Genomic DNA, 12,829 nt, shown 5'->3' with positions numbered 1-12,829 from the left:
GCTGTGTCCGCTACGGAGCGGGTCGGGCCGGGGTTCCACCGGTTCGGCCCGCTTAGTCGTTTCCGTCCCCGTACGTCGGCTGCCGCGGGCCGTGGACCGTCCGTACGCAGCGGGCCACCAGCACCGTGCCCCACAGCAGCAGCGCGAGCGCAACGGCCCAGCCGAGCCCCAGGATGACGGGATGTCCGGGTTTGTGCCACGGGCGGGTGATGTTCAGCAGCCAGCCGCCGACGGCGAGCAGGAAGAGCCCGGCGGCGGCAGGCAGGGGGGTGGGGTCGGCCGCGGGGTCGGCGGTCTCCCCGCCGGAGCCGTGTTCCTCGTACGCGTCGGTCATCACGGTCCGACACCTCCTGGCCTGAATCGGGCGCTGCGCACCGCCATCCTCTCAGGGCGCCGGCGAACGCGGAAAGGGCCGGCACTCCGCCCCCGAGCGGGGGGGTGCCGGCCCTCGGGCCGTGCTGAGACGTGCTGAGGCGCGCCGAGACGCACTGAGAGGGGCTCAGGAGCCCCTGGGGAACCTCAGGGACGTCAGGGGGGCCTCAGGGACGTCAGGGGGCCTCAGAGGATGCGGACGGCGCCCGTCGGCTTGTCGTAGCTCAGGGAGCGCTCGACGATGCCCGTGCTGGGGTTCTGGGCGCCCACGAACTTGCCGCCGCCGACGTAGAGGGCGACGTGGTAGGCGTTGCCGCGGGAGCCCCAGTACAGGACGTCGCCCGGCTGGAGGGCGCTCAGGGAGACCGAGGAGCCCTCCGAGGACTGGTCCTGCGACATGCGCGGCAGGGAGATGCCGGCCTGGCGGTAGGCGGCCTGGACGAGGCCGGAGCAGTCGAACGAGGACGGGCCGGTGCCGCCCATGACGTACGCCTTGCCGACCTGCGCGCGGGCGAAGTTCACGATGGCGGCGGCGGAGCCGGTCGCCGGGGCGGTGACGGTGCCCACGCCCTGCTCGCCGGAGTCGGACGCGGAAGTGCTCTGCAGCGAGGTGCGGTCGGAGCTGCGGGTGGCGCGCTCGGCCGCGGCCTTGCGGTCCGCCTCGTCCTTCGCCTTCTTCTCGGCGTCGGCCTTCTCGGCGTCTTCCTTGGCCTTCTTGGCCTCGGCGGCGGCGCCGGTGCGCGCCTGCTCCTCCTGGGAGCGGAGCTCACCGGTGACGGCGGCGGCGGCCGTGTTCTCGGCGGCGGTGGTGACGGCGGAGGAGACGCCGGCGGCCAGGTCCAGGTTCAGGACCGGCATTTCGAGCGTCGTCTCGGTCACGGGCTCGGACGGGGACGCGCTCGCCGTGCCGGCCATCGCCAGGGTGCTGAGGACGCCACCGGCAACTCCGGCGCGGACCGCGAGCTTCGAGGCGCTGCGACGGGGCTTCCGGTGGCTGGGTATGTGAGCGGTGTGGGACATGAGGACAACCGCTATCAGGGCGTCCGGGTTCCCTTCAAGAAACGTGGTCTGCGCCACAGTTGCGCGCGAAGCGGGCTAACCGGGCGCGTCGCGCGTCTTATTGACGCCGTAACGGACGTATCGGACACGCTTTCACAAGGCTGTGATCAAGGGGTTTCTGTATTAAGTCCGAATTGATCCGCGGACTACCATCCCTGCCCACAGATGGCCAAGCCCTCTTTCGGAACCAAGAATTCGGCGTGGCGCAGGTCACAGGAACGTCTCACTGTGAGGGCGCTGTGGTCCGTCCGTGACCCAGCCGTGAAGTTGCCGTGAGGTGGGACCCGGCGCTCGTGAATGCGTGCACGCGTCCACCCCCGTCCCCGGGGGCTCCCCCGACCGGGCGATGCGGTTTCCTTTACCCTGCAAGGCTTGATGGCGCAAATTTGCCTGCACCGGACATCGTTTGATAGGGCCAGCCGCCTTCTACCTGCGGTAACGGGGTCGGATGTCACCTTTGGTGATCATGTGGATGCTTCGCGTATGAAGATCACGGCTCATCTGACTTCATGATCGTTCGTCAGGTGGTGGAGATCACAAACTCCTTGTTGTTACCCGTGTCGCAGATCACAGACCAGCGGGCATAAGATGCGCAGCAGTCCGGCTTGTGAACTGCCTCACATGCAAGTGCTCGATCACGGAGTGATCTTCGCGAGGCGGCTCGCTCGGCGCCGGCACAGCGGTCCAACGGTCAAGGACGACTGGAAGGAGCGAGGAGCGTGAATGCGTACGCGCCCATCCTCGTGCTCGGCGCCCTCGGCGCAGGGTTTGCGATCTTCTCCGTGGTCATGGCCACGCTGATCGGCCCAAAACGGTACAACCGGGCGAAGCTCGAGGCGTACGAGTGCGGCATCGAGCCGACGCCCACGCCGGCCGGTGGCGGTCGCTTCCCCATCAAGTACTACCTGACGGCGATGCTCTTCATCGTCTTCGACATCGAAGTTGTCTTCCTCTACCCCTGGGCCGTCACCTTCGACTCCCTGGGGATCTTCGGGCTCGTCGAGATGCTGCTCTTCGTGCTCACCGTCTTCGTCGCCTACGCCTACGTGTGGCGCCGCGGCGGCCTGGAATGGGACTGAGGGGCTGAATTTCCCATGGGACTGGAAGAGAAGCTGCCGAGCGGCTTTCTGCTGACCACCGTCGAACAGGCCGCGGGCTGGGTGCGCAAGTCATCCGTCTTCCCCGCGACCTTCGGCCTCGCCTGCTGCGCCATCGAGATGATGACCACCGGAGCGGGCCGGTACGACCTGGCCCGCTTCGGCATGGAGGTCTTCCGCGGCTCCCCGCGCCAGGCCGATCTGATGATCGTGGCCGGCCGGGTCAGCCAGAAGATGGCGCCGGTGCTGCGGCAGGTGTACGACCAGATGCCCGCTCCCAAATGGGTCATCTCCATGGGGGTTTGTGCATCTTCAGGCGGAATGTTCAATAACTACGCGATTGTCCAGGGCGTCGACCACATCGTCCCCGTGGACATCTATCTGCCCGGCTGCCCGCCCCGCCCCGAGATGCTGATCGACGCGATCCTCAAGCTCCACCAGAAGATCCAGGGCGGAAAGCTCGGCGTGAATCGGGAAGAGGCGGCCCGCGAGGCGGAGGAGGCGGCCCTCAAGGCCCTTCCCACGATCGAGATGAAGGGGCTGCTCCGGTGAGCGACACGAGCGACACCACCCCGGGCACCGACGAGAACGGCAACGGGAACAACGTTCCTGCCCCGAGGGACTCCGCCGGCGGCCCCGAGGTGATCGGCGTCCGCAAGGGCATGTTCGGAGCGCGGAACGGCGGAGACACCAGCGGCTACGGCGGGCTCGTCCGCACCGTGGCCATGCCCGGTGCGAGCCACCGGCCGTACGGCTCCTACTTCGACGAGGTCGTCGACGAGCTCGAAGGGGCGCTGGAGGAGCAGGACCTGCTCCCGGAGAACGCGATCGAGAAGGTCGTCGTCGACCGGGGCGAGCTGACGCTCCACATCGCCCGCGAGCACCTGGTCCGCGTCGCGAAGACCCTGCGCGACGACCCGGCCCTGCGCTTCGAACTCTGCACCGGCGTCAGCGGGGTGCACTTCCCCGCCGACAAGAGCCGCGAGCTGCACGCCGTCTACCACCTGCGCTCGATCACCCATGGCCGGGTGGTGCGCCTGGAGGTCACGGCCCCGGACGCCGACCCGCACGTCCCGTCGCTCGTCCCCGTCTACCCGACGAACGACTGGCACGAGCGCGAGACGTACGACTTCTTCGGCCTGATCTTCGACGGGCACCCGGCGCTCACGCGGATCATGATGCCGGACGACTGGCAGGGCTTCCCGCAGCGCAAGGACTACCCGCTCGGCGGCATCCCCATCGAGTACAAGGGCGCCCAGATCCCGGCTCCCGACCAGCGGAGGTCGTACAGCTGATGTCCACGTCAAACAACGCCTCCTCCGCCGGCCACGCCTCCGCGCGCGAGACGACCGAGGGCACCGTCTACACCGTCACCGGCGGCGACTGGGACGAGATCGTCCAGTCGGCGGCCAAGGCAGACGACGAGCGGATCGTCGTCAACATGGGTCCGCAGCACCCGTCCACCCACGGAGTGCTCCGGCTGATCCTTGAGATCGACGGCGAGACCGTCACCGAGGCCCGCTGCGGCATCGGCTACCTGCACACCGGCATCGAGAAGAACCTCGAATTCCGGAACTGGACGCAGGGCACCACCTTCGTGACGCGCATGGACTACCTGACGCCGTTCTTCAACGAGACGGCGTACTGCCTCGGCGTCGAGAAGCTGCTCGGCATCACCGACCAGATCCCGGACCGCGCCACCGTCATCCGCGTCCTGCTGATGGAGCTCAACCGGCTCTCCTCCCACCTGGTGTGCATCGCCACCGGCGGCATGGAGCTGGGCGCGACCACGATCATGATCTACGGCTTCCGCGACCGCGAGCTGATCCTCGACATCTTCGAGCTGATCACCGGCCTGCGCATGAACCACGCGTTCGTCCGCCCCGGCGGCCTCGCGCAGGACCTGCCCCCGGGCGCCGTCGACCAGCTGCGCGACTTCCTCAAGACCATGAAGAAGAACCTGCCGGAGTACGACAAGCTCGCCACCGGCAACCCCATCTTCAAGGCCCGCATGCAGGACGTCGGCTACCTCGACCTCACCGGCTGCATGGCGCTCGGCGCCACCGGCCCGATCCTGCGCTCCGCCGGCCTGCCGCACGACCTGCGCAAGGCGGATCCGTACTGCGGCTACGAGACCTACGAGTTCGACGTGCCGACCACCGAGAGCTGCGACTCGTACGGGCGGTTCCTGGTCCGCCTGGAGGAGATGCGCCAGTCCCTGCGGATCGTCGAGCAGTGCCTGGAACGGCTCGAGCCGGGCCCGGTCATGGTCGCCGACAAGAAGATCGCCTGGCCGGCGCAGCTCGCGATGGGCCCGGACGGCCTCGGCAACTCGCTCGACCACATCAAGAACATCATGGGCACCTCCATGGAGGCCCTCATCCACCACTTCAAGCTGGTGACCGAGGGCTTCCGGGTACCGGCCGGGCAGGCGTACGCGGCCGTCGAGTCGCCCAAGGGCGAGCTCGGCGTCCACGTCGTCTCCGACGGCGGCACCCGCCCCTACCGGGTCCACTTCCGCGACCCGTCCTTCACCAACCTTCAGGCCATGGCCGCGATGTGCGAGGGCGGCCAGGTCGCCGACGTGATCGTGGCCGTCGCGTCCATCGACCCCGTAATGGGAGGCGTCGACCGATGACAGACGTCAGTCTGGGCATGCCCCAGCTACCGGCGCCCGACTTCCCTGCGGACGTACGGTCTCGGCTCGAAGCCGATGCCGCCGAGGTCATCGCCCGCTACCCCGACAGCCGCTCCGCGCTGCTGCCGCTGCTGCACCTGACCCAGGCCGAGGAGGGCTTCGTCTCGCGCACCGGCATCCGGTTCTGCGCCGAGGTGCTGGGCCTGACCACCGCCGAGGTCACGGCCGTCGCCACCTTCTACACGATGTACCGGCGCAAGGCCTCCGGCGACTACCAGGTCGGCGTCTGTACCAACACCCTGTGCGCGGTCATGGGCGGCGACGCCATCTTCGACGAGCTCAAGCAGCACCTCGGGGTCGGCAACAACGAGACCACGCCCGACGGCAAGGTCACCCTCGAGCACATCGAGTGCAACGCGGCCTGCGACTACGCCCCCGTGGTGATGGTCAACTGGGAGTTCTTCGACAACCAGACCCCCGAGTCCGCCAAGGCCATGGTCGACGACCTGCTCGCCGGCCGACCCGTCGCGCCGACCCGGGGCGCGCCGCTGTGCACGTACAAGGAGACCGCCCGGATCCTGGCCGGCTTCCCGGACGAGCGCGACGGAGCGGTCGAGGCGAGCGGCGGGGCCGGCCCCGCCTCCCTGATCGGCCTGCGCATCGCGCGCGGCGAGAGCACGCAGCTCGGCAAGGTCGTGCACCCGCGTGGTGAGGCTTCGGCTGCCACCGAGGAGGGGGAGTGATGACGGTGACTGCCGAAATGCATGAGAACGGCGCCCCGGAAAAGCTGCTGGCGCCCGTGCTGTCGGCCTTTTGGGACGAGCCGCAGTCGTGGACGCTGGAGACCTACCGGCGGCACGAGGGGTACGAGGGCCTGCGCAAGGCGCTCGCGATGACCCCGGACGATCTCATCGCATACGTGAAGGACTCCGGTCTGCGCGGCCGCGGCGGCGCGGGCTTCCCCACCGGAATGAAGTGGCAGTTCATCCCGCAGGGCGACGGAAAGCCGCACTACCTCGTCGTGAACGCGGACGAGTCGGAGCCGGGAACCTGCAAGGACATCCCCCTTCTCTTCGCCAACCCGCACTCCCTCATCGAGGGAATGATCATTGCCTGTTACGCGATCCGGTCGGAGCACGCCTTCATCTACCTGCGCGGCGAGGTCGTGCCGGTGCTGCGACGCCTGCACGAGGCGGTGCGCGAGGCGTACGAGGCCGGCTACCTCGGGGAGAACGTTCTCGGGAGCGGACTGAAGCTCGACATCACGGTGCACGCGGGGGCGGGCGCGTACATCTGCGGTGAGGAGACGGCACTCCTCGACTCCCTCGAAGGCCGGCGCGGTCAGCCCCGGCTGCGTCCCCCCTTCCCTGCCGTCGAGGGGCTCTACGCGTGCCCCACTGTCGTCAACAACGTGGAGTCGATCGCGTCGGTTCCCGCGATCCTGAACAAGGGCAAGGACTGGTTCAAGTCGATGGGGACCGAGAAGTCCCCCGGCTTCACCCTGTACTCGCTCTCCGGGCACGTCGCCGGACCCGGCCAGTACGAGGCCCCGCTCGGCATCACCCTGCGCCAGCTGCTCGACATGAGCGGCGGGATGCGCCCCGGGCACCGGCTGAAGTTCTGGACCCCGGGCGGCTCGTCCACCCCGATGTTCACGGACGAGCACCTGGACGTCCCGCTGGACTACGAGGGCGTCGGCGCGGCCGGCTCCATGCTCGGCACCAAGGCGCTCCAGTGCTTCGACGAGACGACCTGCGTGGTGCGGGCCGTCACCCGCTGGACCGAGTTCTACGCCCACGAGTCCTGCGGCAAATGCACCCCGTGCCGCGAAGGCACGTATTGGCTGGTCCAGTTGCTGCGCGACATCGAGGCCGGCAAGGGCGTCATGTCGGACCTCGACAAGCTGAACGACATCGCCGACAACATCAACGGCAAGTCGTTCTGCGCGCTCGGCGACGGCGCCGCCAGCCCGATCTTCTCCTCGCTCAAGTACTTCCGCGAGGAGTACGAGCGGCACATCACGGGCAAGGGCTGCCCCTTCGACCCCAGGAAGTCGACCCTCTGGGCTGACACGGAGGTGAACGCATGACCGTCACCACTAACGCTCCCGCCGGTGGCGGCGAGGCGGCGGTGCCGCCGGAGAATCTGGTCTCCCTGACCATCGACGGCATCGAACTGTCGGTGCCCAAGGGGACCCTGGTCATCCGGGCCGCCGAGCAGATCGGCATCGAGATTCCCCGGTTCTGCGACCACCCCCTCCTCGACCCGGTCGGCGCCTGCCGCCAGTGCATCGTCGAGGTCGAGGGCCAGCGCAAGCCGATGGCCTCCTGCACCATCACCTGCACCGACGGCATGGTCGTCAAGACGCAGCTGACCTCCCCTGTCGCCGAGAAGTCCCAGCGCGGCGTGATGGAGCTGCTGCTCATCAACCACCCGCTGGACTGCCCGGTCTGCGACAAGGGCGGCGAGTGCCCGCTGCAGAACCAGGCGATGTCCCACGGGCAGAGCGACTCGCGTTTCGAGGGCAAGAAGCGCACGTACGAGAAGCCCGTCCCGATCTCCACCCAGGTGCTGCTCGACCGCGAGCGGTGCGTGCTGTGCGCGCGCTGCACCCGGTTCTCGACCCAGGTGGCCGGCGACCCGATGATCGAGATGCTGGAGCGCGGCGCGCTCCAGCAGATCGGCACCGGCGAGGGCGACCCCTTCGAGTCGTACTTCTCCGGCAACACCATCCAGATCTGCCCCGTCGGCGCCCTCACCTCGGCCGCCTACCGGTTCCGCTCCCGCCCGTTCGACCTCGTCTCCTCCCCGAGCGTGTGCGAGCACTGCGCGGGCGGCTGCGCGACCCGGACCGACCACCGCCGCGGCAAGGTGCTGCGCCGGATGGCCGCCGAGGACCCCGAGGTCAACGAGGAGTGGATCTGCGACAAGGGCCGCTTCGGGTTCCGCTACGCGCAGCGCCCGGACCGGCTCACCACCCCGCTGGTGCGCGGCACGGACGGGGTCCTCGCCCCGGCCAGCTGGCCCGAGGCCCTGGAGGCCGCGGCCGCCGGGCTCGCCGCCGCGCGCGGCCGGGCCGGGGTCCTGACCGGCGGGCGGCTCACCGTCGAGGACGCGTACGCGTACGCCAAGTTCGCGCGGGTGGTCCTCGACACCAACGACATCGACTTCCGGGCCCGGATCCACAGCGCGGAGGAGGCCGATTTCCTGGCCGCCACCGTGGCCGGCACCGGCAAGGACCTCGACGGCGCCGGAGTCACCTACGCGAAGCTGGAGGCGGCCCCCGCCGTCCTGCTCGCCGGCATCGAGTCCGAGGAGGAGGCCCCCGGGGTCTTCCTGCGGCTGCGCAAGGCCCACCGCAAGCACGAGCAGCGGACCTTCGCCCTCGCCCCGTTCGCCACCCGCGGCCTGGAGAAGGCGGGCGGCACGCTGCTGGCCGCCGCCCCCGGCACGGAGCCCGAGTGGCTGGACGCCCTGGCCACCCGGACCGGCCTGGAGGCCGGCGGGGCCGAGGCCGCCGACGCGCTGCGGCAGGCCGGCGCGGTCCTCGTCGTCGGGGAGCGCCTCGCCGGCGTGCCCGGCGCGCTGACCGCCGCCGTACGGGCCGCAGCCGCGACCGGCGCGCAGCTGGTGTGGATCCCGCGCCGGGCCGGGGAGCGGGCCGCCGTCGAGGCGGGCGCGCTGCCGTCCCTGCTGCCGGGGGCCCGCCCGGCCACCGACCCGCGGGCCCGCGACGAGGTCGCCACCGCCTGGGGACTGGACGAGCTCCCGCACCGCTACGGCCGGGACACCGGCCAGATCGTCGAGGCCGCGGCGGGCCGGGAACTCTCGGCCCTGCTGGTCGCCGGCGTCGAGGTCGCCGACCTGCCGGATCCGGCCCGCGCGCTCCTCGCCCTCGAGGAGGCCTTCGTGGTCTCGCTGGAACTGCGGCCCGGCCAGGTCACCGACCACGCGGACGTGGTCTTCCCGGTCGCCGCCGTCGCCGAGAAGGCCGGCGCGTTCATCAACTGGGAGGGCAGGGTCCGGCCGTTCGAGGCCGCGCTCAAGCCCGACCAGATGACCCGCCCGCTCGCCCCCGCCGACGCCCGCGTGCTGCACATGCTGGCCGACGCGGCCGACCGGCCGATCGCGCTGCCCGACGTACACGCCGTACGCCGCGAGCTCGACGCGCTCGGCCCGTGGACCGGGGAGCGGGCCGCCGGACAGTCCGCGGACACCGCGCCGCTGCCCCGCCCCGGGGCGGGCGAGGCGGTCCTCGCGGGCCACCGGCTCCTCCTCGACCAGGGCCGGCTCCAGGAGGGCGACGACGCCCTGGCCGGCACCCGGCACGAGGCGAGCGCCCGGCTCTCGGCCGCCACAGCCGCCGAGACGGGTGTCAAGGACGGCGACGTCCTCGCGGTGACCGGCCCGGCCGGCTCCGTGGAACTGCCGCTGCGGATCACCGAGATGCCGGACCGCGTGGTCTGGCTCCCGCTGAACTCCACCGGCCACGGCGTCCTCGCCGACACCGGGGCCCACCCGGGCACCCTCGTACGGATCGGCCCGGCGACCCCGGCCGACAGCAGCGGCACCGATGCGGAGGTGGGCGCGTGAACGCGGTACAGCTCGCTGCCGAGGACCTCTCCCTGTTCGGCAGGGACGTCTGGTGGCTGGTCGTCGTCAAGGCGGTGTTCTGCTTCGCCTTCCTGATGGTGACCGTGCTCTTCTCCATCGTGTGGGAGCGCAAGGTCGTCGCCTGGATGCAGCTGCGCATCGGCCCCAACCGGCACGGCCCCTGGGGCATGCTCCAGTCGCTCGCCGACGGCGTGAAGCTGATGCTCAAGGAAGACATCATCGTCAAGCGGGCCGACAAGGTGGTGTACGTCCTGGCCCCGATCATCGCGGCGATCCCGGCCTTCATGGCCATCGCGGTGATCCCGTTCGGCCCGGCCGACGACGAGGTCTCGATCTTCGGCCAGCGCACCACGATGCAGCTGACCGACCTGCCGATCGCGATGCTCTACATCCTCGCGGTCGCCTCGGTCGGCATCTACGGCATCGTCCTGGCCGGCTGGTCCTCCGGTTCGACCTACCCGCTGCTCGGCGGACTGCGCTCCTGCGCACAGATGATCTCGTACGAGATCGCGATGGGCGCGGCCTTCGCCTCCGTCTTCCTCTACTCCGGGTCGATGTCGACCTCGGCGATCGTGGAGGCGCAGGCCGACCGCTGGTACATCGTGCTGCTGCCGGTCTCGTTCATCATCTACGTCATCACGATGGTCGGCGAGACGAACCGCGCGCCGTTCGACATGCCGGAGTCCGAGGGCGACCTCGTCGGCGGCTTCAACACCGAGTACTCCTCCATCAAGTTCGCGCTGTTCATGCTGGCCGAGTACGTCAACATGGTCACCGTCTCGGCGGTCTCGGTCACCCTCTTCCTCGGCGGCTGGCGGGCCCCCGCGCCGATCTCCACGTACTGGGAGGGCGCGAACCACGGCTGGTGGCCGATGCTCTGGTTCGTCATCAAGGTCCAGCTGCTGCTGTTCTTCTTCATCTGGCTGCGCGGCACGCTGCCCCGCGTCCGCTACGACCAGCTGATGAAGCTCGGCTGGAAGGTCCTGATCCCGGTCTCCGTGGTCTGGCTGATGCTGGTGGCGACCGTCCGGGCGCTGCGCAACGAGCAGTACGACTTCTCGGAGATCGTGCTGTACGTCGGCGGCGCCGTCGTCGCGATCCTGCTGCTGTCCTTCGTCGCGGACCTCTTCCGCGACCGGAAGGAGAAGGCGGCCGCCGAGCAGGCCGACGAGGCTTCCGCGGCCGAGCCGTTCGACCCGCTGGCGGGCGGGTTCCCCGTACCGCCCAAGCCCGGCCAGCACCTGGCACCCGTACCGCGCAGGCGGCCTCGCAGTGAGCGGGAGCTGATTGTCAGTGGCGGGACGAATACTGACAGTGACCGAGAGGAGGGTGCTGAGAATGCCTGACGCGGACCGGAACGAGAAGAACGAACAGTGGCAGAACCCGGTGGCCGGCTTCGGCGTGACCTTCAAGGCCATGTTCAAGAAGCGCCTCACCGAGCAGTACCCGGAGCAGCAGAAGACGACCGCTCCGCGCTTCCACGGACGGCACCAGCTGAACCGGCACCCGGACGGTCTGGAGAAGTGCATCGGGTGCGAGCTGTGCGCCTGGGCCTGTCCCGCCGACGCCATCTACGTGGAGGGCGCGGACAACACCGAGGAGGAGCGGTACTCCCCGGGTGAGCGGTACGGCCGGGTCTACCAGATCAACTACGCCCGCTGCATCCTGTGCGGGCTGTGCATCGAGGCCTGCCCGACGCGGGCGCTGACGATGACGAACGAGTTCGAACTGGCCGACTCCAGCCGCGAATCGCTCATCTACACCAAGGAGCAGCTGCTCGCCGGCCTGACCGAGGGCATGGTGGAGTCGCCGCACTCGATCTTCCCGGGCATGGACGAGCAGGACTACTACCGCGGGCTGGTGACCGGGGCGGCTCCCGGGACGGTGCGTCAGACAGCCGTCTCGAAGGGCGAGCAGGCGGCGCCCTCCGAGGAGGTGCAGGCATGAGCGCCCTCGCAGCGGCCACCCTGACCTCCACGGGCGAGGCGGTCCAGTTCTGGGTTCTCGCCACCGTCGCCGTCATCGGTGCGCTGTCCACGATCCTGATGAAGAAGGCCGTGCACAGCGCGCTGAGCCTGGCCGGGACGATGATCATCCTGGCGGTCTTCTACCTCGCCAACGGGGCGTACTTCCTGGGCGTGGTCCAGGTCATCGTCTACACCGGCGCGATCATGATGCTCTTCCTCTTCGTGGTCATGCTCGTCGGCGTCACCGCCGCCGACTCGCTGAAGGAGACCCTCAAGGGGCAGCGCTGGCTGGCCGCCCTGTGCGGGCTCGGCTTCGGCGTCCTGCTGATCGCCGGCATCGCCAACGCCGGTCTCAGCCACTTCAACGGGCTCGGCCGGGTCAACTCCGCCGGGCACGTGGAGGGGCTGGCCACGCTGATCTTCACCAAGTACGTGTTCGCCTTCGAGATCACCGGCGCGCTGCTGATCACGGCCGCCGTCGGCGCGATGGTCCTCACCCACCGCGAGCGCACCGAGCGGGCCGCCACGCAGCGCGAGCTCGCCGAGCGCCGCGTCCGCGAGGGCGTGCAGCTCCCGCCGCTGCCCGCACCCGGCGTCTACGCCCGGCACAACGCGGTGGACGTCGCCGGTCTGCTGCCGGACGGCACCCCGTCCGAGCTGACCGTCAACAAGACGCTCCGTGCCCGGGGTCAGATCCGGGACGTCTCCAGCGAGGCGCTGAACGACCTGAAGGCGCTGGAGCAGGCGTCGGCCGAGCGGCTCGGCCGTGAGGAGGCCTCGAAGTGAACCCGGTCAACTACCTGTACCTGTCGGCGCTGCTGTTCACCATCGGCGCCGCCGGAGTACTGATCCGGAAGAACGCGATCGTGCTGTTCATGTGCGTCGAGCTGATGCTCAACGCCTGCAACCTCGCCTTCGTCGTCTTCTCCCGGATGCACGGCAACCTCGACGGCCAGATCATCGCCTTCTTCACGATGGTCGTCGCCGCCGCGGAGGTCGTGGTGGGCCTCGCGATCATCGTGTCGCTGTTCCGTACCCGCCACTCGGCCTCGGTCGACGACGCCAGCCTGATGAAGCTGTAA

General features: G+C 69.6%; 13 protein-coding genes. 11 read left to right on the top strand and 2 right to left on the bottom strand.

Annotated elements, in window-relative coordinates; genetic code table 11:
- Nucleotides 1–52 precede the first annotated feature (52 nt).
- On the bottom strand, nucleotides 53–334 hold the full coding sequence (locus OG299_RS17410; protein ID WP_327361942.1) for a hypothetical protein: 282 nt from the start codon (nucleotides 332–334) through the stop codon (nucleotides 53–55).
- 224 nt (nucleotides 335–558) lie between these two features.
- The gene (locus tag OG299_RS17405) at nucleotides 559–1,392 is read right to left on the bottom strand and encodes a C40 family peptidase (protein WP_327361941.1); all 834 of its coding nucleotides are present in this window, start codon (nucleotides 1,390–1,392) and stop codon (nucleotides 559–561) included.
- Between the two features lie 758 nt (nucleotides 1,393–2,150).
- Here OG299_RS17405 and OG299_RS17400 point away from each other — a divergent pair.
- Genes OG299_RS17400 through nuoK form a run of 11 tightly spaced genes read left to right on the top strand, consistent with a single transcriptional unit; the run spans nucleotide 2,151 to nucleotide 12,829 of the window.
- Nucleotides 2,151–2,510, top strand: coding sequence for an NADH-quinone oxidoreductase subunit A (locus OG299_RS17400; protein ID WP_030028256.1), 360 nt, complete (start codon nucleotides 2,151–2,153; stop codon nucleotides 2,508–2,510).
- 15 nt (nucleotides 2,511–2,525) lie between these two features.
- Nucleotides 2,526–3,080, top strand: coding sequence for a NuoB/complex I 20 kDa subunit family protein (locus OG299_RS17395; RefSeq protein ID WP_266626589.1), 555 nt, complete (start codon nucleotides 2,526–2,528; stop codon nucleotides 3,078–3,080).
- Nucleotides 3,077–3,823, top strand: a complete 747-nt coding sequence (locus OG299_RS17390; RefSeq protein ID WP_266626587.1) for an NADH-quinone oxidoreductase subunit C — start codon at nucleotides 3,077–3,079, stop codon at nucleotides 3,821–3,823. Before OG299_RS17395 ends, OG299_RS17390 begins: the two co-directional genes overlap by 4 nt.
- Nucleotides 3,823–5,166: an NADH-quinone oxidoreductase subunit D gene (locus OG299_RS17385; RefSeq protein WP_266626585.1), complete on the top strand. Its 1,344-nt coding sequence runs from the start codon at nucleotides 3,823–3,825 to the stop codon at nucleotides 5,164–5,166. Before OG299_RS17390 ends, OG299_RS17385 begins: the two co-directional genes overlap by 1 nt.
- Complete coding sequence (gene nuoE, locus OG299_RS17380; protein WP_266626583.1) at nucleotides 5,163–5,909, top strand: NADH-quinone oxidoreductase subunit NuoE; 747 nt, start codon at nucleotides 5,163–5,165, stop codon at nucleotides 5,907–5,909. The genes OG299_RS17385 and nuoE overlap by 4 nt, the downstream gene beginning before the upstream one ends.
- A complete protein-coding gene (nuoF, locus tag OG299_RS17375) occupies nucleotides 5,906–7,255 on the top strand; it encodes an NADH-quinone oxidoreductase subunit NuoF (RefSeq protein WP_266626581.1) in 1,350 nt (449 codons plus the stop codon). Before nuoE ends, nuoF begins: the two co-directional genes overlap by 4 nt.
- Nucleotides 7,252–9,759 carry an NADH-quinone oxidoreductase subunit G gene (locus tag OG299_RS17370; protein ID WP_327361939.1) on the top strand — a complete coding sequence of 836 codons (2,508 nt, stop codon included), beginning with the start codon at nucleotides 7,252–7,254 and terminating at the stop codon, nucleotides 9,757–9,759. Before nuoF ends, OG299_RS17370 begins: the two co-directional genes overlap by 4 nt.
- Nucleotides 9,756–11,126, top strand: coding sequence for an NADH-quinone oxidoreductase subunit NuoH (gene nuoH / locus OG299_RS17365; RefSeq protein ID WP_266626577.1), 1,371 nt, complete (start codon nucleotides 9,756–9,758; stop codon nucleotides 11,124–11,126). Before OG299_RS17370 ends, nuoH begins: the two co-directional genes overlap by 4 nt.
- Nucleotides 11,119–11,727, top strand: coding sequence for an NADH-quinone oxidoreductase subunit NuoI (gene nuoI / locus OG299_RS17360; RefSeq protein WP_266626575.1), 609 nt, complete (start codon nucleotides 11,119–11,121; stop codon nucleotides 11,725–11,727). Before nuoH ends, nuoI begins: the two co-directional genes overlap by 8 nt.
- The gene (locus tag OG299_RS17355) at nucleotides 11,724–12,533 is read left to right on the top strand and encodes an NADH-quinone oxidoreductase subunit J (protein WP_266626574.1); all 810 of its coding nucleotides are present in this window, start codon (nucleotides 11,724–11,726) and stop codon (nucleotides 12,531–12,533) included. Before nuoI ends, OG299_RS17355 begins: the two co-directional genes overlap by 4 nt.
- Nucleotides 12,530–12,829, top strand: a complete 300-nt coding sequence (gene nuoK, locus OG299_RS17350) for an NADH-quinone oxidoreductase subunit NuoK (protein WP_266626572.1) — start codon at nucleotides 12,530–12,532, stop codon at nucleotides 12,827–12,829. The genes OG299_RS17355 and nuoK overlap by 4 nt, the downstream gene beginning before the upstream one ends.

Source organism: Streptomyces sp. NBC_01296, from assembly GCF_035984415.1.
GTDB lineage: Bacteria > Actinomycetota > Actinomycetes > Streptomycetales > Streptomycetaceae > Streptomyces.
The sequence above is the reverse complement of the archived record's forward strand: the minus strand, read 5'-3'. Positions and strand labels throughout refer to the sequence as shown.